We start from the raw sequence: 25462 nt of genomic DNA, 5'->3' as shown, positions 1-25462 counted from the left end.
AACTTCGAGGTCGCTCGCGCGTCGACATCGGAAGGGACGGCGCGCGGAGCCATGCCAGGTCGTTTTCAAACATGCGGTTCCAGACGGAACGAAGCAAGCAATTTATACGCGGGAATGCGGCAATGATCCGGCCATTCCTGCATAGCCCTGTCGCGACACTGGCGACCGCAAGGGCGATTCGCTTGACGGGCGCTGCCTAATCTGAGATGAGAATGAACATTCATTCTCATTCATGCCGAGTCCTGATGCCGCCCCTGGTTTCCGCATCGCAGCCCGTTGCCGTCCTGACGGAGCGCCATATCCGCATCCTCGATGCGGCCGAGCGCGTCTTCGCGCGCGCCGGTTTCCATGCCGCGACGATGCAGGATGTCGCGGCCGAAGCCAGCATGAGCCCGGGCAATCTCTATCGCTATTTCTCGTCGAAGGACGCGATCATCGAGGGGATGACCGAGCGCGACCGCAGCCTGATCGCGGAGGATTTCGGCAAGCTCTGTCCGCGGAACGGCTCGCTGCTCGACCAGCTTGAGGAGCTCGGCCGCAAGCATCTCGTGCATCAGCCGCGCGAGAAGGCCGTCATTGCCGTGCAGATCTGGGCGGAAGCGGCGCGCAACCCCGGGATGGCGCGGATGTGCGCGGATATCGAGGGTACCGTGATCGAGGGGCTTGCCGCGGCGATCCGCGAGGCCAAGGCCAATGGCGAATTGCCGCCACGGCTCGACGAGGGCCGCTTCCTGATGGCGATCTCGATGATGGCGGACGGGTTCTTCTGCCGGCGCGCGATGGACCCGAATTTCGACATCGCTGCTGCCGCCGACACGCTCTTCACCGGCATGCGCCAGCTTTCCCAGACGATGCTCCTGCCCGAAACGGAGACGCAGCCGTGATCTCTGCTCCCGCTAGGCTTGCCCCGTTTCCGACCGGCCGCATGGCCGCAACAGGATCGTTTCCGATGTCCCTTCGTTCGATCGTTCCGCTGAACGCGATGATCGCGCTGGTCCTGCTGGCCGCGCCGCTGCCGCTGCAGGCGCAGACCGCCGGGCAGGCCGCAGCTGCGGCCGCCGGACCCTCCGTCACGGTGACGCAGGCGCAGAGCACCGAGATCGTCCAGAGCGTGGTCGTCTCCGGCTCGATCGTCGCGCGCGACGAAATCCTGGTCGCGCCGGAAGTCGACGGGCTCTCGATCGTCGAACTGCTGGCGCAGGAGGGGGACAAGGTCGCGCGCGGGCAGGTCCTCGCGCGGCTGGACCGGACGACGCTCGAGGTCCAGAAGGCGCAAAACGACGCCCAGATCGCACGGGCGGAGGCGCTGATCGCTCAGGCCAAGGCCCAGATCGCCGAGGCCGACGCCAATCTCGTCCAGGCCAACAATGCCTTCGACCGGACCAAGGCGCTGCGCGAGAGCGGCAATACCAGCGTCGAGACGTTCGACCAGCGCGCCGCCGCCGCACGGTCCGGTCAGGCACGCGCGAATTCCGCCCGGCAGGCACTGGCGATCGCCAGTGCCGATCTCGCTCTGGCCCAGGCGCAGGGCAAGGACATCGCCGTCAAGCTGGAGCGCACCGAGATCAAGGCGCGGCGCGCCGGCATCGTCAGCCGACGGACGGCGCGGCTCGGCGCGATGGCGAGCATGCTGCCGCAGAGCGAGCCGCTGTTCCGGATCATCGCCGACGGCGCGGTCGAGCTCGAGGCGCAGGTCGCCGAAGTCGAGCTCCCCAAGCTCAAGCTCGATCAGGGCGTGGCAGTTCTGCCAGCCGGCGCCAGCGAGGCGCTGGCGGGCCGCATCCGGTTGATCGCGCCGGAGGTCGACAAGGCGTCGCGGCTCGGCCGCGTGCTCGTCGCGCTCGACGGCAATCCGCCGGTCGCCATCGGTTCGTTCGCGCGCGGGATCATCGAGACCGGCCGCAAGCGTGCCCTGACCCTGCCGCTTTCGGCCATCACCTATAACGGGTCGGGCGCGACCGTTCAGTCCGTCAAGGACGGCAAGGTCACGACCAAGCCGGTGACGCTCGGGCTGGTCGGCCATGGCCGCGCCGAGATCGCCAGCGGCATCACCGAGGGCGAGACCGTGGTGGCGCGCGCCGGCACCTTCGTGCGCGATGGCGACATCGTCACGCCGGTCGCGACGAACTGACGGGCAAGCGCATGAACGTCAATTTCTCCGCCTGGTCGATCCGGAAACCGGTTCCGGCCATCCTGATCTTCGTGGTGCTCTGCGTCCTCGGGTTGCTCGCCTTCTCGAAGCTGCCGGTGACGCGCTTCCCGAATATCGACATCCCGCTGGTTTCGATCACCATCACACAGTCGGGCGCGGCGCCGGCCGAGCTCGAAAGCCAGGTCAGCAAGCGCGTCGAGGACACGGTCGCCAACATCACCGGGGTGAAGCATGTCACCTCGACGCTGACCGACGGCCAGGTGCTGACACTGATCGAGTTCCGGCTCGAGACCAATACCGACCGGGCCGTCAACGACGTCAAGGATGCGGTCGCCAAGATCCGCGCCGACCTGCCGCGCACCATCGACGAGCCGATCATCCAGCGCATCGATGTCGAGGGGCAGTCGATCCTGACCTATGGCGCAGCCTCGACCGGCATGACGCTGGAGCAGCTCTCCTGGCATGTCGACGATGTCGTCGCGCGCGAATTGCAGGGGCTGAAGGGCGTCGGCCGGGTCGAGCGCTATGGCGGCGTCGACCGGGAAATCCGTATCTCGCTCGATCCCGACCGCCTGCTCGCGCTCGGCATCACCGCTGGCGAGGTCAACCGCCAGGTCCGCGCCACCAATGTCGACCTGGCCGGCGGGCGCGGCGAGGTCGGCGGGCAGGAGCAGGCGATCCGCACGCTGGCCGGCGCGCGGACCGTCGCGGAGCTGGCCGAGACCAAGATCACGCTCTCGGGCGGGCGCGAGGTGCGCCTGAAGGAGCTCGGCCGCGTCGAGGATTCGAATTCCGAGCCGCGCGCCTTCGGCCGCCTCAACAAGAGCCCGGTCGTCACCTTCGCGGTGTTCCGCTCGAAGGGATCGAGCGAGCTTTCGGTCAAGGACATTGTGGCGCAGCGCGTCGAGGAGCTGAACAAGCGCTTCCCCGACATCAAGATCACGCCGATCGACGACGCCGTCGCCTATACCCATGGCAACTACAAGGCGGCGATGGAAACGCTGCTGGAAGGTGCGGGGCTTGCCGTCCTCGTCGTCTTCCTGTTTCTGCGCAACTGGCGCGCGACGCTGATCACGGCGGTAGCGCTGCCGCTCTCGGCCATTCCCACCTTCTGGGCGATGGAGCTGATGGGCTTCTCGCTCAACCTCGTCAGCCTGCTCGGCATCACGCTGGTGACCGGCATCCTGGTCGATGACGCCATCGTCGAGATCGAGAACATCGTCCGGCACATGAAGATGGGCAAGTCGCCCTATCGCGCAGCGATGGAGGCGGCTGACGAGATCGGGCTCGCGGTCATCGCGATCACGCTGACCATCGTCGCGATCTTCGCGCCGGTCTCCTTCATGGGCGGTGTCGCCGGCCAGTATTTCCGGCAGTTCGGCCTGACGGTGGCGGTCGCCGTGCTGTTCTCTTTGCTCGTCGCGCGCCTGATCACGCCGATGATGGCGGCCTATCTGATGAAGCCGGTCCATCATGCCGATCCCAGGGACGGGTTCGTCATGCGCGGCTATGTCGGCCTGCTCAAGGGCACGCTGAAGAAGCGCCGCATGCCGTTCTTCCCGCGCCTCGACGGCACCGGGCGCTGGCGGACCCTGCCGTTCAACACCGCCTATGCGACGCTGGTGATCGGCTTCATGTTCCTTATCGGCTCGATCCAGGCAACGCAGATGCTGCCGACCGGCTTCATCCCGGACGAGGATACCTCGCGCGTCGTCGCCTCGGTCGAATTGCCGCCCGGCTCGACGCTGGAGGATACCCGCGTCACCAGCGACAAGCTGGTCGATGCGCTGAAGACCATCCCCGAGGTGCGCGACGTCTTCGTGCTCGGCGGGGCCTCGCCGACCGGCCAGCGCGAGGTGCGCCGGGCCGCCGTCTTCATCCTGCTCAAGCCCAAGGCCGAGCGCGATATCGCCCAGAAGGAGCTCAAGGTCACCATCGCCGAGAAGCTCGCCAGCGTGCCGGACGTGCGCGCCTGGTATGTCAACGAGCGCGGCGAGCGCGAGATGGCCTTCTCGATCCTGTCGAAGGACGGCGAGGCGCTCGACGCTGCCGTCGCCAGGATCGAGGCGCGGATGCGCCAGGTCGACGGCTATCTCAATGTCGCGACGGCGGGCTCGCTGAGCCGGCCGGAACTGCGCGTCACGCCGAAGCTCGAGGAGGCCGCCACGCTCGGCGTCACGCCGGAAGCGATCTCGGAAGCCGTGCGCGTCGCCACGATCGGCGATGTCGGGCCCAACCTCGCGAAGTTCAATGCGGGCGACCGGCTGGTGCCGATCCGTGTCCAACTTGACGAGGCCGCCCGCACCGACATGCGCAATATCGCGGCGTTGCGCGTGACCAACGCGACCGGCGTCTCGATCCCGCTGACGGCGGTGGCCGAGATCGGCTTCGGCGAGGGGCCGAGCTCGATCGACCGCTATGACCGCGTCCGCCGCGCCCAGATCGGTGCCGACCTGAAGCGCGGCTTCGAGCTCGGCACCGCCCAGGACAAGTTCAACGAGATCGTCAAGGAGGTCGGCCTGCCGGATGGCGTCTGGATCGCCGCGACCGGCGATGCCGAAATCCAGGGCGAGGTCGTGCAGGGCTTCGTCACCGCGATGACGACCGGCCTGATGCTGGTGCTGGCGGTGCTGATCCTACTGTTCGGCTCGGTCTTCCAGCCGATCACGATCTTGCTCTCGCTGCCGCTCTCCTTCGGCGGCGTGGTGATCGCGCTGCTCGCGACCAACAACGCCGTCTCGATGCCGGTCTATATCGGCCTGCTGATGCTGATGGGCATCGTCACCAAGAACGCGATCATGCTGGTCGATTTCGCGGTCGAGGAGGTCGGGCGCGGCAAGGACCGCTTCACGGCGCTGATCGAGGCCGGCCGCAAGCGCGCGAGGCCGATCCTGATGACCACCATCGCGATGGCGGCGGGCATGCTGCCCTCGGCCTATGGCGTCGGCGATGGCGGCGAGTTCCGCGCGCCGATGGCGATCGCGGTGATCGGCGGCCTGATCGTCTCGACCGTGCTCTCGCTCGTCTTCGTGCCGTCCTTCTACATGGTGATGGACGATCTCTCGCGGGCGACGGGCTGGCTCTTCGGGCGCTTCTTCGGCAAGGCCGAGGACGAAAGCCAGTGGGAGCCGATCGAGGAGCATGCGGCGCCGGCGATCGCGACGGCGGAAGCGATGTCGAAGCCGGCCACGCCAAGGCTGGCGGCGGAGTGAGTCAAGCCGGGGTCGCAGAGATCTCGGCCGCCTGACGCCGCGCCAGCGCATCCCGATAGGCCTGCGTCAGCTCGGCGAGCACCGACTGCTCCGGCGGGGCTGCGTCGAGATGGAGATGCCTCAGCTCCTGCATGAAGCGCTCCCAGAGGGCCGGGCCGCCTTCGCTCAGGAGTTCGGCGCGGATCGAGAGTTCCTCGGTCACGGCTAAGAAGGTTCGACCCCATTCGCCCATCGCCGCGAAGACGGGGACGAGCGCGATGCCCATCTCGGTCAGGCTGTAGATTGCCTTCTGCTTGTGGCTGGCGTCGTCGCGGCGCGAGAGCAGGCCCTTCTCGACGAGGCGCTTCAGGCGGTCGGCGAGAATGTTCGAGGCGATGCCCTCGTCCGATTTCGCCAGCATCTCGCGAAAATGCCGGCGGTTGCCGAACATGATGTCGCGCAGCACGATCAGGCTCCAGCGATCGCCCAGGATTTCCAGCGTCAAATTGATCGGACAGCCCGAACGGCCGGTCTCGCGCATGCTCGTCTCCAAAACCGCTTGCAATATAGGATCGGTTTCGCTATCCATCAACTGGTTGCAAATCGAAACTGGTTTTAATCGAGCACAGCAGGAGGATGTGATGGCCAAGGTGATCGTCTGGAATCTGATGACGCTGGAAGGGTTCTTCGAGGGCAGGGAGAAGTGGGATCTCGGCTTCCACCAGGATGCCTGGGGCGAGGAACTCGCCGCGCTCAGCAGCGAGTTCGGGCGCAAGGCCGGGCTGCTGGTCTTCGGCCGCGTCACCTATGAGGGGATGAAGGCTTATTGGACTTCGACGGAAGAGGAGGGCGAGACCAAGGCCTTCATGAACGCCCTGCCGAAGCTTGTGGCGTCACGCAATCTGACCGGTTCGGACTGGAACAACACGACGGTGACGGTGGATATCGTCGGGGAGATCACGCGCCGGAAGGCCCTGCCGGGGAAGGACATCTATGTCTTCGGTAGCGCGGAGCTGACGGAATCGCTGCTGGCGGCCAGCCTCGTCGACGAGATCATGATCGCGATCGCGCCGGTCACGATCGGGCAGGGCACGCCCCTGTTCAAGTCGAACGCGGAGAAGCGCCACTATGCGCTGATCGCGGCCCGACCGCTCAAGAACGGCACCGTGATCCTGCATTACGGCGTCAAGCGCGCAGCCTGACGGCGCGATTCAGCCGCGCCGGACCAGAAGCACCGCGGCAAGGATGGCGACGCCGCCGAAGGCCTGGACCGGCGTCGGCTGCTCCCCGAAGAGCGCCCAGGCGGCGAGAACGCTGACCAGTGCCGGCCAGACCATGACCAGCGAGGCGGCGCCGGCGCCATAGCTGCCGAGCGAGAGCGTGATCAGGCCCTGGCCGAGCGCATGCGAGACGAGGCCGAGTGCGGCTACAGCCAGCCACCCCTGCAGGCTCATCGGAATGACCTGTTCACCCAGCATAATTGCCGCCACGAGGCAGAACACGGCGCAGATCGCGCTGGAAACGAGGCTGACATAGCCGGCACCGGCGCCGTCACGGGCGCGGCGCACCGCCAGGATATAGGCGGCGTAGGACAGGGCGGCACCGAAGGCGAGGCCGTCACCGAAGAGATTGCCGGTGACCTGCCCGGTGCCGACGAATTTCGGCAGCACCAGCAGAACCGCGCCGGCGACCGCCAGCATCAGCGCGCCGAGGATGCGTCGCGAGGGCTTGTCGCCAAGCAGCAGCCAGCCGCCGAGCACGACACCGACCGGGGAGAGATTGCCGAGCAGCGAGGCATTGGCGATCGTGGTATGGCCGAGCGCCGCGTTGTAGAGCGTGACGTCGATGCCGAAGGTCAGGCCGGCCAACGCGACCGCGATAAAGGCGCCGCGGCCGATCTTCTCGCTCGCAGGCCTGCGCTGCTCCAGCGCCGTCCAGGCGACCAGCACCGGCAGCGCGAAGAGCATCCGCCAGAAGCCGGCGGCGGCCGGGCCGACATCGGCAAGGCGCACGAAGATGCCGGAAAAGCCGATGCAGGTGGCGCCGATAAGCAGCGCGAGGAACATCGCCAGCGCGGGCGATGCGGGCCGGACGGGGATCGCGGGAGCGGACATGGTGTCTTCTGATGGATCGTGAGGCCAGCTTCGGTCGCGACGGCGCGACCGGCTCAGCCTCGTTCAGCCGAGGATATAGTGCGCTTCCATCGATCGGAAAAACGGATTATTCTGATTTAACCATTCTTAAAACCGATGGATCTCGCGCGTCCCAAGGAGGCACGTCATGACCGCCCATTTCGACCTCGCCGCGCTCGGCATGCTGGTGGCGGTGGCGGAGACCGGTGGCTTCACTGCGGCCAGCGCCCGGCTCGGCCGGACGCAGTCGGCGATCTCCGTGCGTATCCAGGATCTGGAAAGCCAGCTCGGCCACAAGCTGCTGGAGCGCTCGCGCCGCGGCGTCACCCCGACCGATGCCGGTGAGCGCCTGCTCGCCCATGCGCGGCGCCTGCTCGCGGTGGAGCGCGAGGCCCTGGCCGACCTTGCCGGCGAGACACCGACCGGCCGGCTGCGCATCGGCGTGCCCGACGATTATATGGACGCCTATCTCAGGCCATTGATCGCGCGCTTCGCGGCGGAGCATCCCAAGGTGGAGCTCGAGGTGCATTGCGATCTCTCGAAGCGGATCGAGCCCGCGCTCAAGGCCGGCGATCTCGATCTCGCGGTGGTCTCGCAGGATCCGAGCCGGCCGATGGGCGAGGTGCTCAGGCGCGAGCCGATGATTTGGGTCGCGGCGCGCGGCCATCGCCCGGAACTGCAGGAGCCATTGCCGCTCGCCCTGTTCTCCGAGGGTTGCCGGGCGCGCTCGCGCGTCCTCGCGGCGCTGAGCAGCGCCGGCAAGGCGTATCGGCTGGTCTTTTCCTGCTCGCATACCTCAGGCGTGCTCTCGGCGGTGGAGGGCGGCTTCTGCGTCACCGCGATCACGGAAAGCGCCGTGCCACCCTCGCTGCGCCGCCTCGGCGCGGCGGAAGGGCTGCCGCCGCTGTTCGAACTGACGGTCGGCTTGCTCATGGCGCCGCGCCCGGGGCTCGCGGCGCAGCGCTTCGCCGATGCCCTGCGCGAGGAGATGAGCGCTTTCCGGCAGGCGGCGTGATCCGGTCCATTGCCCTTTCCTCCGCTCATCACTAGTGAAACAGCATGAAATTCCTCGACCAGGCCAAGATCTATGTGAAGGCGGGTGACGGCGGCGCCGGCTGCGTCTCCTTCCGCCGCGAAAAGTTCATCGAGTTCGGCGGGCCCAATGGCGGCGACGGCGGGCGCGGCGGCGACATCGTCATCGAATGCGTGCAGGGGCTGAACACCCTGATCGACTTCCGCTTCCAGCAGCATTTCAAGGCCCGCACCGGCGAGCACGGCATGGGCAAGGATCGCCATGGCGCGAATTCGCAGGCGATCGTGCTGAAGGTGCCGCCGGGCACCGAGATTCTCGAGGAAGACGGCGAGACCAAGATCGCCGACCTGACCGAGCCCGGCCAGCGCTTCGTTCTGTGCAAGGGCGGCAATGGCGGCTTCGGCAACGCCTATTTCAAGACGGCGACCAACCAGGCGCCGCGCCATGCCAATCCCGGCCTGCCGGGTGAGGAACGCTGGGTCTGGCTGCGCTTGAAGCTGATCGCCGATGCCGGCCTCGTCGGCCTGCCCAATGCCGGCAAGTCGACCTTCCTCGCCACCGTCACGGCGGCGAAGCCGAAGATCGCCGATTATCCCTTCACCACGCTGCATCCCGGCCTCGGCGTCGTGCGCGTCGACGGGCGCGAGATGGTGTTGGCGGATATCCCCGGCCTGATCGAGGGCGCGCATGAAGGCCATGGCCTCGGCGACCGCTTCCTCGGCCATATCGAGCGCTGCCGCGTGCTGCTGCATCTGGTCGAAGGCACCAGCGAGCATGCCGGCAAGGCCTACAAGACTGTGCGCGAGGAGCTCGAGGCCTATGGCGAGGGGCTGGCCGACAAGCCGGAGATCGTCGCGCTCTCCAAGGTAGACGCGCTGACGCCGGAAGTGCTCAAGGAGCAGGTCGCACGCCTGAAGCGGGCGGCCAAGCGCATGCCGATCATCCTCTCGGCCGCCTCGGGCGAGGGCGTCGATGCCGCGCTCAGGGCACTCTTCGCCGTGGTCGAGGAAGCCCGTCGCGTGGAAGAGCGCGAGAACGCGCCGGTCGAGGACACCGGCTGGCGGCCCTGAGGCTGGGCCGGCGCTCTAGCGGAAATCCCGCCAGGCGCCGACGCGGTGGGTGCTTTCGCGGTCGCGTTCCGCTTCGCCGAAGGGCGCGACCGGCCAGTCCCAGCTTTCATCCGGGAGCGGTAACTCGACGCCGCGCGTGAGATCGAGGCGATCGGTGATCGCGCCCGCACGGTCGCGCTCGACCATCTCGACATCGTTGAGCAGGACGACACGGCCGTTGAAGCGGCGGAGATCGGCGAGATGCCAGGCGATGCAGCGCGCCGGCAGGTCGACCGGTAGCTGTCCAGCACGGTCGGGGTGATCGTCCAGCCAATCCTCGACGGGCCAGGCGAGCTGCGACATCAGATTGGCGGATATGACGAGATCGAGGCTTGAGTCGGCGGCCAGATCGGCCAGCGGATCGACGCGCCCGTCGTTCTCCTCGGCCAGCCAGCCCATGACGCCGGTGAGGTCGCGGGTCAGGAGCATGACCTTGGGCCGGAAGCGCATGCGCAGCCGGATCTGCGGCAGGTGGACGGCATCGACCAGCAGAACCTGCTCGAATCGCCGGCACAGCAGGTCGAGCGGGATGTCGCGCAGCAGGCCCGAGCCGAGAACCGCCACCTTGCGGCGCTGCGACAGCTCCGTGACAGCCTCAGCGACCACGCTGCGGCAGCGTTCGTGATGCGGAGCCCAGGCCCGGCGCTGGCGGTTGCCGCGCGACCAGAGCGCGACGCTTTCTCCCACAAGGCCGAGCCGGCGGGTCATCCGCGCCGCCGGCGTCGCCAACCGCAGGAAGAGCTCCGCGAGCATCGCCCGCTCAGATCAGGGCACCACGCGCAGCGACCGGCCAGAGGGCCTCGACATGGGCGTCGGGCCCGTGCAGGCCGCGGACGCAGACATACCAGTCGTGCAGGTTGACCGTCGGGTCGCAATGGCCGGGGATCAGCAGCAAACTGTCGCCGCGATGCGGCATCGCGATCGGGTCGCCGGTGAGGACGCCGTGCTCGTCGGAGGGTTTGGTATAGATCACGCCCTCGCGGCGGAAGGGCACGGGCATACCCGAATCGACCGCCGCCGACTTGTGGCCGGCATCGACGATGGCGCGGTCCGGCACCGGCTTGCTCATCACCCCGGCGAGGACGAAGAGAGAGTGTTCAAAGGTGCGGAAGGGCGTGCCGTCAGCCTGGCGATTGCGGGCGTAGTCGGCGTCCATGAAGATGTAGGAGCCGGCCTGGATCTCGTTCCAGATGCCGGACTGGGTCTCCAATTCATGGGTGCCGGTGCCGGCGCCGGTGACGACCTCGCATTTCAGGCCGGCATGGCTGAGCCGTTCGACCGTGTTGCGGGCGGCGAAGCCGGCCCGTTCGATCGCCTCGCGGCGCTCGTCGATCGAACGCATGTGCTGGGCGGAGCCGTGATAGGCGTGGATGCCGGCGAAGCGCAGGGTGTTGGAGCGAGCGATCGCCTCGGCCAGCCGGACGGCGCCCTCTCCGGGCGCAACGCCGCAGCGCCGGCCGCCGACATCAATCTCGACATAGACATCGAGGGTCACATCGTTGCGGGCCGCCGCTTCCGCCGCCTCGCGCACGCCGTCGGGATGGTCGACGCAGAGGCCGATCTTCGCGCTGCGGGCGAGGCGGGCCAGACGGTCGAGCTTGGCCGCGCCGACGATCTCGTTGGTGACCAGCACGTCGCCGACGCCGCCTGCGACCAGCACTTCGGCTTCGCCGACCTTCTGGCAGCACTGCCCGACCGCGCCATGGGCGATCTGCCGCAGCGCGATCTCGGGGCTCTTGTGCGACTTGGCATGGGGCCTGAGCCTGATGCCATGGGCCTGGGTGAAAGCGGCCATGGCGACGAGATTGCGCTCGAACGCATCGAGATCGAGCACGAGGGCGGGGGTTTCGATCTCGGCGAAGCTCTGGCCGGGCTGGGCCGGCGGGGATAGCGGCATGAAGTCTCCTGAATCGGTTATGGCCATGGGAAGACAGCTTCGTGTCCGTAGCAAGGCCCCCCTGTCGCAGCCAGCCATGCACCAGTGGCGCTTGTCGGGCTGTCATGATAGGCCCCGGCCATGAAGATCGGCCGCGTCACCGACGACACCCTTGCGCTCTTTGCCCGTGTCTGGCGTGAGCAGATCAGATCCTACCTCCCGCAGATGCTGATGATTCTCGGCCTCGTCGTGATCATCGCGGCGACGACGAGCTTCTATCCGCTCCTGATCAAGGCGGCATTCGACGCCTTCGCCGATCCATTGATGGCCGAATCGACCGGCTTCGTCCGGCGCATGGAGCGATTGGTCTCGAAGTCGATCGGCTACGAGATCGGCGTCATCAACGCGGTCGCGACCGTCGTCGTGATCGTCACCGCCATCAAGGGTTTCTCGCTGCTCGCCCAGACGGTGATGACCAACAATGTCGTCAGCCGCATCGAGGCGGACATGCAGACGGCCCTCTACGGCCATCTGATCGATGCCGACCTGGCGCAATTGCAGCGGGAAAATCCGGCCTCCCTCACGCAGCGCTTCACCACCGACTTCACCTTCGTCAAGGAAGCGCTGACGCGCATCGTCAACATCGCTATCCGCGACGTCGTCACCGCGATCGCGCTGGTCGGCGCGCTGATCTGGATCGACTGGCAGATGACGCTGGTCGTGCTCCTGATCGCACCGGTGATCGCCCATCCGATCGGCCGGATCGGCCGCAAGCTCAGGCGGATGGCCAGCTCCCAGCAGGAACAGACCGGGCTGATGGCCAATCTCGTCACCGAGAGTCTGCAGGGCGCGCGCGTCGCCAAGACCGACCGGCTCGAGCCCTATCTGAAGACGCGGGCGGCCAATGCCTTCGAGACGATCCGGGCGCTGAAGATGAAGGCGGCCAATGCGCGCGGGCGCCTCGACCCCCTGCTCGAGGTCGGCGGTGGGCTCGCGGTCGCCGGCGTGCTCGCCGCCATCGGGGTGCGCATCACCGCCGGCAATTCGACGGTCGGCGATTTCACCGGCTATGTCTCGGCGCTCCTGCTCGCGGCCCAGCCGATGCGCTCGCTCGGCAACCTCAACGCCATCGTCCAGGAGGCCGGGGCCTCGCTGAAGCGCTACTACGCGCTGATGGACGAGAAGCCGCAGGTTCTCGACCGTCCGGAAGCGAAGCCGTTGACGGTCACTGCCGGCGAGGTCGCCTTCCGCCAGCTGCGCTTCCGCTATCGCGAGGACCAGCGTGCGCTGGAGGGCATCGACCTCGTCGCGCAGGGTGGGAAAACGATGGCGCTGGTCGGCCGCTCCGGTTCCGGCAAATCGACGCTGCTGGCGCTGGTGCCGCGCCTCTACGACCCGACCGAGGGCCGCATAGAGATCGACGGGCAGGACCTGCGCAACGTCACCCTGACCAGCCTGCGCCGCCAGATCGGCGTTGTCAGCCAGGATGTCGTGCTGTTCGACGACAGCGTGCGGGCGAATATCGCCTTCGGGCGGCCGGACGCTTCGCTGGACGAGATCGTCGCCGCGGCGAAGGGCGCCGCCGCGCATGATTTCATCATGGCGATGCCGGGCGGCTACGATGCTTCGGTCGGCGAGCGCGGCCACAAGCTCTCGGGCGGCGAGCGCCAGCGGATCGCGATCGCCCGCGCCATCCTGAAGAACGCGCCGATCCTGCTGCTCGACGAGGCGACGAGCGCGCTCGACACCGAATCCGAACGGCTCGTCCAGCAGGCGCTGGCGGCGCTCATGAAGGGGCGCACCACCATCGTCATCGCGCATCGGCTCTCGACCATTCGCGAGGCCGACATGATCGTGGTGATGGACGAGGGCAAGGTCGTCGAGACCGGCAGCCATGATGAGCTGTTGGCGCGCGACGGCGCCTATGCCCGTTTGCACCGGATGCAGTTCCTGGAGGGGTGAGCCGTCGGCTCAGCCTGCAGGCTGTCTCAGCGCATTGTTGAACTCAGCAGCGAAGCCCGCGTCCAGCGGCGCGCCGTCGCTCCAGCAATGGCGGACGATGGCGATGCGGCCTGAATCGATCAGGCTGTTCTCGTCGCCCGGACGGCTGGTATGCGGCCGGCCGCGCCGGATACGCCAGGTGACCCGGTCGACCTCTTCCGAGACGATATCCGCAGCGCTCGCGATCTTGTCGCGACCGATGCCGGCAAGGCCGATCTCGGCCGGCAATTCCTTCGGCAGGTTGACGCTCAGGAATGTGCCCTCGCGGGTCCATTGCGCGCGCGTCTGCCAGAGGTTTTCGATCAGGGCCGCGAGCGCTGCGACGTCGCGCTCCTCGGACGTGCCGCCCTTGGTGCGGGAGAAGCCGATGGCGGGGAGGTTCCAGAAGCTCGCCTCGCGGGCGATCGAGAGCGTGCCGGAATAGGCGGCATCCTCGGCGGCGTTGCGGCCGTCATTGACGCCGGAGAGCACCAGATCGGGCATGCTGCCGTCGCGGAACAGCACGGTCATGGCGGCGACGACGCAATCGGCCGGTGTGCCGTTCAGCGCATAGACCTGCGGCTCGCGCCGGCTGAGCGTCAATTCCTTGTCGAAGGAGAGATGGTGGCTCGCTGCCGTCCATTTCCGTTCGGGCGCGACGACCCAGATATCGGTCGCGAGGCGCGCGGCGGCTTTACGCAGCAAAGCGATGCCGGGAGCATCGATGCCGTCGTCATTGGCGATGAGGATGCGCATGATCAGATCTCGATGGTATCGCCGGGCTTGAGGCCGGTGACGAGCTTGGGGATGTCGGTGGCCAGCAAGGCTGCGGTCGCGGCATCGCAGGAATGGGCGAGGATGCGGCCGGCGCCGCTTGCCGCCGCGATCGCGATGTTCTCGGGCAGTGTCGGATGCGTCGGGAAGCGCAGCCAGTCGGCCTCGCCTGCGGCCAGCATGAGATCGGCCGGGCTGCCCTTGGGAATGCCGCCGGTCAGCAGGGCCGGATGCTTCTCGCGGCGGGCCTGTGCGAGCGCGGCTTTGGAGGGACCGGAGAGCCCCATGCCGTCATCGACGAGCAGTGCGGCTCGGGGCAGCTTCTGCCCTTCCTCCCAAAGCAGCGCTTCGGCGAAACGCGCCGAGAGGGCATCGGCGGCACCGGGCTTCAACCATGTCGAAGCGGCGATCTGCTGGGCCAGAGCCTCGCGCATCGAGGGGTGGATTGCGATCGGGCCCTCGATCAGGCCGATCAACTCGACGGAGCGGCCGGAAAGGGGGGTCGGCAGCACGGCGCCCTGCGGATGGGCCGCGAGCCAGCCTTTGATGGCTGCGCCGCGTTCGATGGCGGGGATGCGATCGGCGCCGTAAGACGCATCGATCAGCACGAGATCGCTGGGCGGGAGAGCGTCCATGGCGAAGACCGGGCTATCCGGAACGACGTCGCCGCAATAGCCGAGGCTGCGACCGCCTGCGCACAGATGGCACCAGATGCCGCCGACGACGTGGCCGCTGCGGCCGGTGCGGATGGTGATCGGGCCGAGCACGAAATCGGTGCCGGGCGCGATGATCTCTGCGGTAGCAGCTTGGGCAAGCGCCCTCTCGTGCGGCGTGGCGTAGGCGGCAAGTGTGGCGTCCGTCTCGGCGACCGATTCCGCGGTCATCAGGATGCGGCCGGAAAAGCCGTTGGCGAGACACCAGCCGAGCGCCGCGACATGATCCTCATGGGCGTGGGTGACGATGATCGCGTCGATGCGTTCGAGCTCGGCGCGCGTGATCGCCGGATGGTAGGCGGTGCCCTGTGCGCTGGTGTCGACGCCGACATCGAGCAGAAGACGCGTTCCACCATGTTCGATGCCGACGCAGGTCCGGCCTTTTTCGCCGATCCCGCCATGGACTGTCAGTTTCATGGCGCCGGTCTCACGCAGCCTTGTCCAGGGAGGCGCTCTCCGGGATGATCCAGCCGTCGGTGATGGCGATGCGGATGGCCTCGCCGGCCTGGGCCGGGGCGGGCTCGTTCGCGTCGAGATGCAGGACGATGTCCTGGCTGGCGGCAGGTCGTACCTCCATCCGGAAGAAGCCGCCCTGGTAGGACAGGCGCTCGACCGTGGCGGCGAGGCCGCCTTCGCCGGCCGAGGCGATGCCGATGTCGCGGGCGCGCAGGCAGAGCTTCGCCTGACCGGAGATCGCCTGATCGGGCCGGCAGCGCACGATAGCCTCGACGCCGAGCACGCTGACCTTGCAGCGGCCGGCCTGCGGCGCGGAGAGGACGGTCGCCGGCAGCACCATGCCTTCGCCGATGAAGCCGGCGACGGTCACGTTGGCGGGCTCGCGGAACAGCAGCGAGGGCGTGGCGAGCTGGAGCAGGCGGCCGCGATCCATCACGGCGATGCGATCGGCCAGCGCCATGGCCTCGGCCTGATCATGGGTGATGTAGACCATGGTCGTGCCGGTGCGCTCGTGGAAGCGGGAGAACTCCTCTTCCATCGAGGCGCGCAGGTGCACGTCGAGATTGGCGAGCGGCTCGTCGAGCAGCACCAGCGAGGGCTCGGTGACGAGGCAACGGGCGAGCGCGACGCGTTGGCGCTGACCGCCGGAGAGCAGGCCCGGCCGGCGCTCGGCGAAGCCGTCCAGGCCGACGAGATCGAGCGCGGCGGCAACGCGCTTGGCTCGCTCGGGATCGCGCACGCCGGCGACGGTCAGGCCATAAGCGACGTTCTCCGCCACGGTCATATGCGGCCAGAGCGCATAGGACTGGAAGACGATGCCGAGTTTGCGATGCTCCGGCGGGATATGGGTCTGCGCCGAAGAGACGAGCCGGTCGCCGATGCGGATCTGGCCGCCGTCGAGCTTGTCGAAACCAGCGATCTGTCGCAGCAGCGTGGTCTTGCCGCAGCCGGAGGGGCCGAGCACGGCGAGGAACTCCCCATCCTCGACCGCGATCGAGACGTCGTCGAGCGCGAGATAGGAACCGAAGCGCTTCTGCGCCCGGTCGATGGTCAGTCGCGCCACGGCAGGACTCCCTGGGGCAGTTTATGGGCGAAGAGGGTGGTGGAGGCCATCAGGCTGATGGTGACGAGCACGGTCACGGCGGCCAGCGCCGAGGCATAGGTGGAATCGCCGCCCTGCTCGAAGGAGAAGACGACGACGCCGAGCGTCTCGGCGCCTGAGGACCAGAGCAAGGCCGAGACGGTGAGCTCGTTGAAGGCGGTCAGGAAGACCAGGAGCGCGCCGGCCACTGCAGCCGGGGCGACCAGCGGGAAGATGATGGTGACGAGCCGGCGCGGCAGGCCGGCGCCGGCGATCTGGGCGGCCTCCTCCAGCGTGCGGTCGATCTGGAGATAGCCGCTGATGACGGGGCGCAGGCCCAGCACGAGGAAGCGGGCGAGATAGGCGAAGACGATGATCCAGATGGTGTTGTAGAGCGAGACGTTCAGCACCGGCAGCGGCTTGAGGAAGAGCAGGATCGCGGCGATGGCGAGAACGACACCGGGCATGGCGTAGGGCAGTTCCGCTGCGAGATTGAGCAGGCGCAGGGCGCGGGACTTCTTCCAGACAATGAAATAGCCGAGCGGCACGCAGATCAGGACGATCAGGGTGGCCGCACCCGCCGACATCAGGAAGGAGTTGACGAAGGCGCGCTTCGAGGCGGCGTGCTCGAAAAGGACATAGGCGTAGTTGGCGAGCGTCGCGGTCCCGGCGTTGAGCGGCACGCCGAAGGCGGGGATCAGCGAGGTCGTGAGCAGGCCGAGAAAGGGCAGTGCCAGCACGAGAATGGCGAAGCTCCAGAGCCCGATCTCGACCGGCCGACGCCAGCGGCCAAGCTCGAAGGGGCGCGCTGCGCTCGAGGTCGTGGTGATCCGGAAGTCGCGGCGGCGCAGCATGAAATCCTGCATGAGGATGCCGATCATCGCGATCAGGCCGATCAGCAGGGAGAGGATCGCGACCTCCGAAAGCACGCCCGGGCCAAGGCCGGCGAGGCGCTGGTAGATCAGCGTCGGCAGGACGAGGAAGTTGCCGGGAATGCCGAGGAAGGCGGGAATGCCGAAATTCCCGAGGCAGGAGACGAAACACAGCGCGATGCCGGCGACGAGTGGCGGCGTCATCAGCGGCAGCACGACGGTGCGCAGCACTGTGAGGGGGTGTGCACCGGCGGCAAGGCCGGCCTCGATCAGCTCCTTCGGCAGGGCGCGCAGGCCCGCGCGCAAGGTCAGGAAGACCAGCGGCGCATATTGCAGGCCGAGCAGCAGGATGATGCCCTCGCGCGAATAGAGCGGGTTGCGGCTGCCGAGCGGCGGCGCCATGCCGATCAGCTTCAGCAGCGTGCTCGATGGCCCGAAGATCTGCAGCCAGGCCAGCGCCGTGACCTGCGGCGCGATCATCAGCGGCAGGACGAAGCAGAAAGTGAAGGCGTTGCGGGCGCGGATGTCGGTCAGCGTTGCCAGCAGCGCGACGGTGCCGCCGATCAGCGTGGCGAGGATGGTGCCGGCGATGGCCGTGGTGAGGCTGTTCCAGGTCGCCGTCCAGGTCGCCGGGCTCGCCATCACCTTGCCCAGCGCCGTCGCCGAGAGCTGGCCGCCGGGGGCGAGGCCCTCGACGATCAGGCGCCCGATCGGCAGCAGCGAAAGCAGCGCGACGAGGCCGACGAGCCCCCAGAGGAGGCCCGTCTCCTCGACGCGCGTGCGCAGCGTCGCGGGGTCGGCGATAGACATGCGCAACGCTTCCGGGCTCAGTTACCGAACATCGTGGCGAAGCGAGCCTTGTCGGCCTCCGTCGCCTTGACCACGGCGGCGATGTCGGAGGCCATGACGTTGATCTTGGTGCCTTCCGGCAGCCAGGCGGGCGAGCCGATGCTCGGCTTGGCCGGGATGTAGCCCATGGTCAGAGCAAGCTTCTGCCCGTCATCGGAGAGGATGAAGTCGACGAAGGCTTTTGCGGCAGCCTCGTTCTTGGTCGTCTTCACGATGGCGACGGGCTCGGTCACGGCCGGGGCGCCTTCCTTGGGGAAGACGAAGTCGACCGGCGAGCCCTGCTTCTTGGCGTTGAAGGCCATGAAATCGACCAGCACGCCATAGGACTTCTCCCCGGTGGCGACGGCCTTGAGCACGGCGCCGTTGCCGCGCACGGCGACGGCCTCGTTGGCCTTCAGACCCTCGAACAGCTTCCAGCCGAGATCGGGACGGGCCGTCATGGTCGAGAGCATGATGGCGGCGGCACCGGAATAGAGCGGGCTCGGCATTGAGATCTGGCCCTTGTAGGCGGGCTTGTCGAGATCGGTCCAGGAGGTCGGCTTCTCCTTGGCGGCGGTGTTGTAGGCGATGCCGGTGGTGATCAGCTTCGAGCCGAAATAGGTCTTGTCGGCGTCGAAGGAACCGGGCTGGAGGCCTTCCGTCTTGGCGCCGGGATAGGCGAGGAGCTGCTTTTGCCCCTTCAGGATTTCCATGCTCGCGGCATCCGCGATCAGGAGGACGTCGGCGCCGGGCTGGCCGGCCGAGATCTCGGCGGCGAGCTTGCCCATCACCTCGGTCGTGCCGGAGCGGAAGATATCGACCTCGACATTGGGATAGGCCTTCTTGAAGGCGGCGACGGTCTGGGCCGCGTCCTTCTCGGGCTGCGAGGTGTAGAGCACGAGCTTGCCCGAGGGCGCCTGTGCGAAGGCGGGCGCGGCGGCGAGCAGGGCAGCGGCAGCCGTCATCATCAGGCCGTGCCGGGTAAAGTGGCGTCGTGTCAGGGTCATGGTTTCATCTCCTCCGTTGTCGCGATGCCGACCTTTACGCCAAATGCGCCGGCCGATCTTCGTGTCTGGTCGTCATGTCAGGTCGTCTCTCGCCGGCCACCCGCAATGCGGCGCGACCGGCGGCATTATCCTTCACAGGAGCAGCTCGGGGTTTTCAAGGGCCTCGCGCAGATCGGCCATGAAACGGGCTGCCGCGACGCCGTCGACGATGCGATGATCCGAGGACAGCGTGAAGTTCGCCATCGGCCTCAGCACGATCTGGCCCTCGCGCCCGACCGGCTTGTCGACGGTGCGGCCGACGGCGAGGATCGCGCCTTGCGGCGGGTTGATGATCGCGGTGAACGAGTCGACGCCGTACATGCCGAGATTGGAGATGGTGAAGGTGCCGCCGCCGAGCTCGGCCGGGGTCAGCGTGCGCTTGGCCATGCCCTCGCGCAGCCTCGCGAACTCGCGGGTCATGGCGGGCATGTCCATGCTGCCGGCATCGCGCAGCACGGGCACGACGAGGTCGCCGTCGCGCTCCATGGCGATGCCGATATCGATGCGCTCGTGGAAGCGGGTCGCCTCACCCTCGACGGACGCATTGATCACCGGGTGGTCGCGCAGGATGCGGGCGGCGACGCGGGCGATCAGCACGGTGAGGCTGGGCTTGGGGGCGCCGATGCGCTCGTGACGTTTGGCGAGGCGGCCAAGCAGGTCGCGCGCGGCGCTCATCTCGATCTCGGACGTCAGATAGAAATGCGGGGCGGTGCGCATGCTCTCGGAGAGCCGGTTCGCGACGATGCGGCGGATCGCCGAGAAGGGCTGCAGGCGGCCTTCGGAAGCGCCAGCGGCTGGCGCGGGGCGCGCTTCCTGCGCCGGAGCGCAGCGCGGCCGCTGCTCCAGATGGCGCTTCACGTCGGATTCCCCGATGCGTCCGCGCGGGCCGGAGCCGGTCACGGTCTTGAGGTCGAGGGCGTTCTGGCGGGCGATGCGGCGTGCTAGCGGGGTCGCGCGCAGGCCTGACGAGGTTGGTGCAACCGTGATCACCGGAGCGGCCGGCGTTTCTGCTTTTGAAAGGGTTGTGGCAGCCGCCACGGTAGCCGCAGCGGCTGCCGGCTCGGACGGTGTGGTGGCGGCCTCACCGTCGAGGTAGATCCACGCAACGGGGGTTCCCACCGAGATCGGTACGCCGGTCTCGGTCTTGATGTTCCGGATCGCGCCGCTGGCGGGGGCCTCGACCTCCATCACGGCCTTGTTGGTGCCGATCTCGAAGATCGTGTCGCCCTGGCGGACAAGGTCGCCTTCCTTGACATGCCAGGCCTCGATCGTGCCTGTCTCCATGTCCATGTCGACCTTGGGAAGGATGACCTCGACCGGCATCAGGCTTCCCCGCGGCGGACGAGATTGGTGGCGGCGGTGACGATGTCGTCCTCCTGCGGGACGGCCGCCTTCTCCAGAACCGGATTGTAGGGGATCGGCGCATCGGCGCCGCCCAACCGGATGATCGGCGCATCGAGGAAATCGAAGACCTCGCTCTCGGCGATCATGGCCGAAATCTCGGCGCCGATGCCCATGGTCTTCACGCCCTCGTAGACGACCAGCAGGCGATGCGTCTTGCGCACGCTCTCGGCGATCGTGGTGAAGTCGATCGGCCGGATCGAGCGCAGGTCGATCACCTCCGCCGAAATGCCGTCTGCGGCCAGGCGCTCGGCCGCGGCCTCGGCCTTGCGGGCCATGATCGAGGAGCCGACGATGGTGAGGTCCGTGCCCTCGCGGCGGATCGCGGCCTTGCCGATCGGCACGCGATAGGCTTCCGCCGGGACATGGCCCTTGGTCTTGTAGAGCAGCTTGTGCTCGAAGATCAGCACTGGGTTGGGGTCGTCGATCGCAGCGAGCAGCATGCCCTTGGCGTCATGCGGCGTGCTCGGCTGGAGAACCTTCAGGCCGGGAACATGGGCGAACCAGGCTTCGAGGCTCTGGCTGTGTTGGGCGGCCGCGCCGGTGCCCGAGCCACCGGGCAGGCGCACGACCATCGGCACGCTCGCCTTGCCGCCGAACATGAAACGGATTTTTGCCGCCTGGTTGACGAGCTGCTCCATGGCGAGCGTGACGAAATCCGAGAACTGGATCTCCAGCACCGGGCGCATGCCGGTGATCGCGGCGCCGACCGCCGCGCCGGCAATGCCGAGCTCGCTGATCGGGGTGTCGATCACGCGGTCCTTGCCGAAGCGGTGGACGAGGTCGCCGGAGACGCCGAAGGCGCCGCCATAGACGCCGACATCCTCGCCGAAGAGGAAAACGCGCTCGTCGGCTTCCATCGCCTGACCGAGCGCCTCGCGCACGGCCTCGGCATAGGAGAGCTCGCGGATTTCGCTCACGGCTTCGAGCGTGTCAGAGGGCATAGACGTCACGGGTCAGGTCTTTCGGATCGGGGTCCGGGCAGGTGCGGGCGAATTCGACGGCGGCGTCGATGTCGCGCTGGGCACCCTCTTCGAGCTTCATCAGCGCGGCCGCGTCGAAGCGGTCATGCGCCTTGAGTTCGTCCTCGAGCCGCCGGATCGGGTCCTGGTTGCGCCATTCCTCGATCTCTTCCTTGGTCCGGTAGAGATTGCGGTCGCTCTTGGAGTGTCCGCGCCAGCGATAGGTCTTGCACTCGATCAGCGAGGGGCCTTCGCCGGAGCGGGCGCGCGCGATCGCGACCTTGGCCACGGCTGCGACGCCGGCGAGGTCGTTACCATCCAGGCAATGGCCGGGCATGCCGTAGGCGGAAGCGCGGTCGGCGACGTTGGCCACCGCCATGGCGCGACCGATATCCATCGACATGCCGTATTTGTTGTTCTCGCAGACGAAGACGACCGGCAGCTTCCAGATCGAGGCCATGTTGAGCGCCTCGTGGAAGGCGCCCTCGTTCGAGGCACCATCGCCGAAGAAGACCATGCAGACGCGGCCGTTCTTCTGCGCCTTGATGCTCATGCCGACGCCGACGGCGATCGGCAGGCCGCCGCCGACGATGCCGTTGGCGCCGAGATTGCCGCCTTCGACATCGGCGATATGCATCGAGCCGCCGCGACCCTTGCAGTAGCCGGTCTCCTTGCCGAAGAACTCGGCGAACATCAGCTTAGGCTCGGCGCCGCGGGCGATGCAGTGGCCATGGCCGCGATGGGTCGAGAGGATGTAGTCATGCGCTTCGAGCGGCAGCGTCGTGCCAACGGCACTGGCTTCCTGCCCGATCGAGAGATGCATCGTGCCGTGGATCAGGCCGCGCATGTAGCTCGCCTCGGCCGCCTCCTCGAACTTGCGGATCAGGTGCATGCGGGTCAGCGCCTGCGCCACCGTCGCATCGTCGAGCGCGGCGAGTTCCGGCCGCTGGTTCGGCTTCTGATGGGCGCTCATGCCTGGGCTCCGGAGGTCAGCGCGGCGATCATCGCGTCCTGCGCGCGGCGGACCTCGACGATCTTCAGTCGTTCGTCGGGCGTGGCGTCGGCCAGCGTGATGAGTTCGCCCTTGCGGACGGGCCGGGTCATGGTCGCGCCCTGGGCGAGGCCGATCGGGAGCGCTTTGCGGGTCTGGGCATCGGCGCGAGAGAGGGCGAAGCCGCGATAGCCGTATTCGCCGATGGCATCGAGCGTCTCGCCGGCCGCGAGATCGCGCTTGGCGACGCAGCCGACCTCGGAGGTCGGCACCGGCAGCGGGCGCATATGGCTCTGGTTGAAGATGACGGCGGCAGCGGCCGAGAGCGGGACTTCGAGACTCGTCAGGTGATAGGGCCGGAAGAAGGAATAGTAGGGGCCGGGGCCGAGATGCAGGTCGCTCATCCGCTCGCGGACGCGGGGATGGCGCATCTCTGCGATGGCGAAGACGCCGGGCGCGACGCCCTTGGCCACCGAGAAATCGACGACGCCTTTCTGCGAGAGCAGGCCGCCCTCTTCCTTCGGGCAGAAATACTTCTGCAATTCGTCCTTTGGCGCAGCCGGACCGTGCATGCCGGGGATATCCGGCACGAAGCCGCAGGCATTGGCGATGGCGACCATCTCGACCATCGTCTTCGAGCCGTCGACGAATTCGACGAGCATGCGCGGGTTCATGTTCCGGCGCGTGGCTTCCTCGACATAGTCGGCGGGCACCGCATCGATGCGGAACGGGTTGTTCTTGCCCTTCCCGGCGGCAACCACCGGATAGCCCATGGCGCGGACGAAATTGATCAGCTCCATCGCGGCAGCGGGCTCGTCGCCGGCGCCGAGCGTGTAGACCACGCCCGCCTTCGCCGCCTCGACCGCGAGATAGGAGCCGATGGTGATGTCGGCCTCGACATTCATCATCACGATATGCTTGCGCGCGGCGATGGCAGTCAGCGCGACGCGCGAGCCGGCTTCGGGATTGCCGGTGGCGTCGATGATGACGTCGACATGGGGCGAACGGCAGATCAGGTCGAGCGAGGTCGTGGCGGCGATGCGGCCCTTGCGTCTGCTGGCGTCGAGCCCGGCCTCATCGGTGACATTGTCGACCTCGCCCTTGCGCCCGGCGAGCGCGGCGGCCTCCGAAACGCGATCCGGCGCGATATCGGCGACGGCGGCGATCTCGATGCCGGTCATCTGGGAGATCTGGACGACGATATCGGTGCCCATCTGGCCGGCGCCGATCAGGCCGACGCGGACCGGCTTGCCGGCCTTGGCGCGCAATTCGAGGGCCTCGGCCAGGGAGAGGCCGGCGACGGGCGCGCCCAAAGGCGGCTGCGGCTGGATCGCGGCCATCGTCGACACTCTCCCTAGGACATATGTTCTTATATAGGAACAAAAGAACATGTCTTTCGTCCTGTCAAGCGCACAGATGTTCGAACGGGTTGCCTTGGACCACGCGATGCGGTGATGCTGTCGCACGTGCTCGCGGTGGCGCGGCAGGGAGCGCTCGTGGAAGACGCATTCGGAGCAGGACAGATCCAGGGCGATGTGCCGGTCGCGGAGGCAAAAGTCCGGGCGGCATGGCTCTACTATGTCGAGGGCCTGACCCAGGAGCAGATCGCCGAGGCACTCGGCCTGAGCCGGATCAAGGTGATCCGCATGCTGGCGGCGGCGCGCTCCGAAGGGCTGGTCAAGATCAGGATCGATGCGCGCTCGGCCCGGCAGGCGGGGCTGGAGCGCGGGCTCGTCACCGCCTTCGGGCTGAAGGAGGCGGTGGTGGTGCCGGCGGCGCGCGATGCGGCGAGCGTCTCGGCGCTCGTCGGCTATGCCGCGGGCTTGTGGCTTTCCGACAAGCTGACCGACAACATGTCACTGGCCGTCGGCTGGGGGCAGACGCTGCATCTGGCGCTGCGCGGCATGCAGCCGCGCCAGGTCGAAGCGATGTCGGTGGTCTCGCTGCTGGGCGGGCTTACCCATTCGCGCAGCATCAATCCCTCGGCGGTGGCGCGCCGCGTCGCCGACATGTTCGGTGCCGACTGCTTTCAATTGACGGCGCCGGTCTTCGTCTCGAATGCCGAGATTCGCGATGCGCTCTGGCGCGAGCCGACCCTGCGGGACCTGCTCGACCGGGCGCGGGCGGCGGATGTCGCGCTGGTCAGCGTCGGCGATCTCGTCCCCGATTCGACGCTGTTCCGCGAGGGGCTTCTGCCGCAATCCGATCTGGCCGGTTTGAAGAAGGCCGGGGCGGTCGGCGACCTCGTCTGCCATTTCATCGATGCCGAGGGCGAACTGGTGGACCATCCCGTGAACCGGCGTATCATGGCGGTGAGCCCGGCCGATCTCAGGGGCATCGGCCTCGTCGCGATCGCGGCCGGCGGCGCCCATAAGGAACATGCGATCCGCGCGGCCTTGCGGGCGAGCGCGGCGAAAGTGCTGATCACAGATGAAGGCGCTGCGGAGGCCCTGCTGGCCGGCGGCGCGAAACCGGCGACAGAGGGAGCCGATCGGGAAACACGCCATGGCCAATAATTTCGAGCAGTTCGCGCGCAACTCCCTGCAGTTCCGGCCCTCCGATATCCGCCTGATGCTGGAGCGGGTGCATTCCCATGTGGTGAAGCCGCGCATGTCGGCCGAGGAACTGCTGGAAGTCGTGCAGGGCCTCGGCTTCGCGACGGTCGAGGCCTTCGGCGACCAGATCGGGCTGGAGCGCCGGACATCCGAGAGCTGGGCGCGCTACGGGCTATCGCGCGACGCGGCGCAATTGCTGCTGGCGCTTTTGAACTACCGCCAGCGCCTGCTCGACGCGATGGATGATTTCGAGAAGACGACCCAGATCCCGCTGGATGGGTTCTTCGAGAACCAGCAGCTGCCGTAACGC

General features: G+C 67.6%; 22 protein-coding genes. 9 read left to right on the top strand and 13 right to left on the bottom strand.

Features of this window, described 5'->3' with window-relative positions:
* Positions 1–245: 245 nt before the first annotated feature.
* From BLQ70_RS23105 to BLQ70_RS23095, 3 genes are all read left to right on the top strand, one after another.
* Positions 246–884: a TetR/AcrR family transcriptional regulator gene (locus BLQ70_RS23105; RefSeq protein WP_091861902.1), complete on the top strand. Its 639-nt coding sequence runs from the start codon at positions 246–248 to the stop codon at positions 882–884.
* A 65-nt stretch (positions 885–949) separates the two neighbouring features.
* A complete protein-coding gene (locus BLQ70_RS23100; protein WP_170843507.1) occupies positions 950–2131 on the top strand; it encodes an efflux RND transporter periplasmic adaptor subunit in 1182 nt (393 codons plus the stop codon).
* A gap of 11 nt (positions 2132–2142) precedes the next feature.
* Positions 2143–5364: an efflux RND transporter permease subunit gene (locus tag BLQ70_RS23095; protein WP_091861895.1), complete on the top strand. Its 3222-nt coding sequence runs from the start codon at positions 2143–2145 to the stop codon at positions 5362–5364.
* A 1-nt stretch (position 5365) separates the two neighbouring features.
* On the opposite strand, the gene BLQ70_RS23090 is transcribed toward BLQ70_RS23095, so the two are convergent.
* The gene (locus BLQ70_RS23090; protein WP_091861892.1) at positions 5366–5884 is read right to left on the bottom strand and encodes a winged helix-turn-helix transcriptional regulator; all 519 of its coding nucleotides are present in this window, start codon (positions 5882–5884) and stop codon (positions 5366–5368) included.
* Between the two features lie 100 nt (positions 5885–5984).
* Between BLQ70_RS23090 and BLQ70_RS23085 the strand changes: the two genes are divergently transcribed.
* Entirely contained in the window at positions 5985–6545 is a 561-nt protein-coding gene (locus tag BLQ70_RS23085) for a dihydrofolate reductase family protein (protein ID WP_091861889.1), read from the top strand.
* 9 nt (positions 6546–6554) lie between these two features.
* Here the strand turns inward: BLQ70_RS23085 and BLQ70_RS23080 are convergent, their stop codons facing one another.
* Positions 6555–7457 carry a DMT family transporter gene (locus tag BLQ70_RS23080; RefSeq protein WP_091861886.1) on the bottom strand — a complete coding sequence of 301 codons (903 nt, stop codon included), beginning with the start codon at positions 7455–7457 and terminating at the stop codon, positions 6555–6557.
* A gap of 166 nt (positions 7458–7623) precedes the next feature.
* Between BLQ70_RS23080 and BLQ70_RS23075 the strand changes: the two genes are divergently transcribed.
* Together BLQ70_RS23075 and obgE are read left to right on the top strand one after the other, a co-directional pair.
* Positions 7624–8490: a LysR family transcriptional regulator gene (locus BLQ70_RS23075; RefSeq protein ID WP_091861883.1), complete on the top strand. Its 867-nt coding sequence runs from the start codon at positions 7624–7626 to the stop codon at positions 8488–8490.
* A 44-nt stretch (positions 8491–8534) separates the two neighbouring features.
* Entirely contained in the window at positions 8535–9578 is a 1044-nt protein-coding gene (gene obgE, locus BLQ70_RS23070; RefSeq protein ID WP_061965742.1) for a GTPase ObgE, read from the top strand.
* A 15-nt stretch (positions 9579–9593) separates the two neighbouring features.
* On the opposite strand, the gene BLQ70_RS23065 is transcribed toward obgE, so the two are convergent.
* Together BLQ70_RS23065 and BLQ70_RS23060 are read right to left on the bottom strand one after the other, a co-directional pair.
* Positions 9594–10370 (bottom strand): hypothetical protein, encoded by a 777-nt coding sequence (locus BLQ70_RS23065; RefSeq protein WP_091861880.1) that lies wholly within the window; start codon positions 10368–10370, stop codon positions 9594–9596.
* 7 nt (positions 10371–10377) lie between these two features.
* Positions 10378–11514, bottom strand: coding sequence for a DSD1 family PLP-dependent enzyme (locus tag BLQ70_RS23060; protein ID WP_091861877.1), 1137 nt, complete (start codon positions 11512–11514; stop codon positions 10378–10380).
* A gap of 120 nt (positions 11515–11634) precedes the next feature.
* Between BLQ70_RS23060 and BLQ70_RS23055 the strand changes: the two genes are divergently transcribed.
* Positions 11635–13455, top strand: coding sequence for an ABC transporter ATP-binding protein (locus tag BLQ70_RS23055; protein WP_091861874.1), 1821 nt, complete (start codon positions 11635–11637; stop codon positions 13453–13455).
* Between the two features lie 9 nt (positions 13456–13464).
* Here BLQ70_RS23055 and surE read toward each other — a convergent pair whose 3' ends face one another.
* The 9 genes from surE to BLQ70_RS23010 form a co-directional block, all read right to left on the bottom strand.
* Positions 13465–14229 carry a 5'/3'-nucleotidase SurE gene (gene surE, locus BLQ70_RS23050; RefSeq protein WP_091861871.1) on the bottom strand — a complete coding sequence of 255 codons (765 nt, stop codon included), beginning with the start codon at positions 14227–14229 and terminating at the stop codon, positions 13465–13467.
* 2 nt (positions 14230–14231) lie between these two features.
* Positions 14232–15377, bottom strand: a complete 1146-nt coding sequence (locus BLQ70_RS23045; RefSeq protein ID WP_091861867.1) for an MBL fold metallo-hydrolase — start codon at positions 15375–15377, stop codon at positions 14232–14234.
* Between the two features lie 10 nt (positions 15378–15387).
* Positions 15388–16479 (bottom strand): ABC transporter ATP-binding protein, encoded by a 1092-nt coding sequence (locus BLQ70_RS23040; RefSeq protein ID WP_091861863.1) that lies wholly within the window; start codon positions 16477–16479, stop codon positions 15388–15390.
* Positions 16467–18179, bottom strand: coding sequence for an ABC transporter permease (locus BLQ70_RS23035; RefSeq protein WP_091861860.1), 1713 nt, complete (start codon positions 18177–18179; stop codon positions 16467–16469). Before BLQ70_RS23035 ends, BLQ70_RS23040 begins: the two co-directional genes overlap by 13 nt.
* 17 nt (positions 18180–18196) lie before the next feature.
* Complete coding sequence (locus BLQ70_RS23030; protein ID WP_425284630.1) at positions 18197–19204, bottom strand: ABC transporter substrate-binding protein; 1008 nt, start codon at positions 19202–19204, stop codon at positions 18197–18199.
* 132 nt (positions 19205–19336) lie between these two features.
* Positions 19337–20566 (bottom strand): dihydrolipoamide acetyltransferase family protein, encoded by a 1230-nt coding sequence (locus BLQ70_RS23025; RefSeq protein WP_091861857.1) that lies wholly within the window; start codon positions 20564–20566, stop codon positions 19337–19339.
* Positions 20566–21588 carry an alpha-ketoacid dehydrogenase subunit beta gene (locus BLQ70_RS23020; RefSeq protein ID WP_091861854.1) on the bottom strand — a complete coding sequence of 341 codons (1023 nt, stop codon included), beginning with the start codon at positions 21586–21588 and terminating at the stop codon, positions 20566–20568. Before BLQ70_RS23020 ends, BLQ70_RS23025 begins: the two co-directional genes overlap by 1 nt.
* Positions 21578–22579, bottom strand: a complete 1002-nt coding sequence (locus BLQ70_RS23015; RefSeq protein ID WP_091861849.1) for a thiamine pyrophosphate-dependent dehydrogenase E1 component subunit alpha — start codon at positions 22577–22579, stop codon at positions 21578–21580. Before BLQ70_RS23015 ends, BLQ70_RS23020 begins: the two co-directional genes overlap by 11 nt.
* Positions 22576–23937, bottom strand: coding sequence for an NAD(P)H-dependent oxidoreductase (locus tag BLQ70_RS23010; protein ID WP_091861845.1), 1362 nt, complete (start codon positions 23935–23937; stop codon positions 22576–22578). Before BLQ70_RS23010 ends, BLQ70_RS23015 begins: the two co-directional genes overlap by 4 nt.
* 114 nt (positions 23938–24051) lie before the next feature.
* Between BLQ70_RS23010 and BLQ70_RS23005 the strand changes: the two genes are divergently transcribed.
* Both BLQ70_RS23005 and BLQ70_RS23000 read left to right on the top strand, forming a co-directional pair.
* Positions 24052–25113, top strand: a complete 1062-nt coding sequence (locus tag BLQ70_RS23005) for a sugar-binding transcriptional regulator (protein ID WP_091861842.1) — start codon at positions 24052–24054, stop codon at positions 25111–25113.
* The gene (locus BLQ70_RS23000) at positions 25103–25459 is read left to right on the top strand and encodes a hypothetical protein (protein WP_091861839.1); all 357 of its coding nucleotides are present in this window, start codon (positions 25103–25105) and stop codon (positions 25457–25459) included. The genes BLQ70_RS23005 and BLQ70_RS23000 overlap by 11 nt, the downstream gene beginning before the upstream one ends.
* Positions 25460–25462: the final 3 nt, after the last annotated feature.

The organism is Allobosea robiniae (genome assembly GCF_900102525.1).
In the GTDB taxonomy this organism is placed as follows: domain Bacteria; phylum Pseudomonadota; class Alphaproteobacteria; order Rhizobiales; family Beijerinckiaceae; genus Allobosea; species Allobosea robiniae.
Note: the sequence above shows the minus strand (reverse complement) of the source record. Positions and strands in the feature narration are given on the sequence as shown.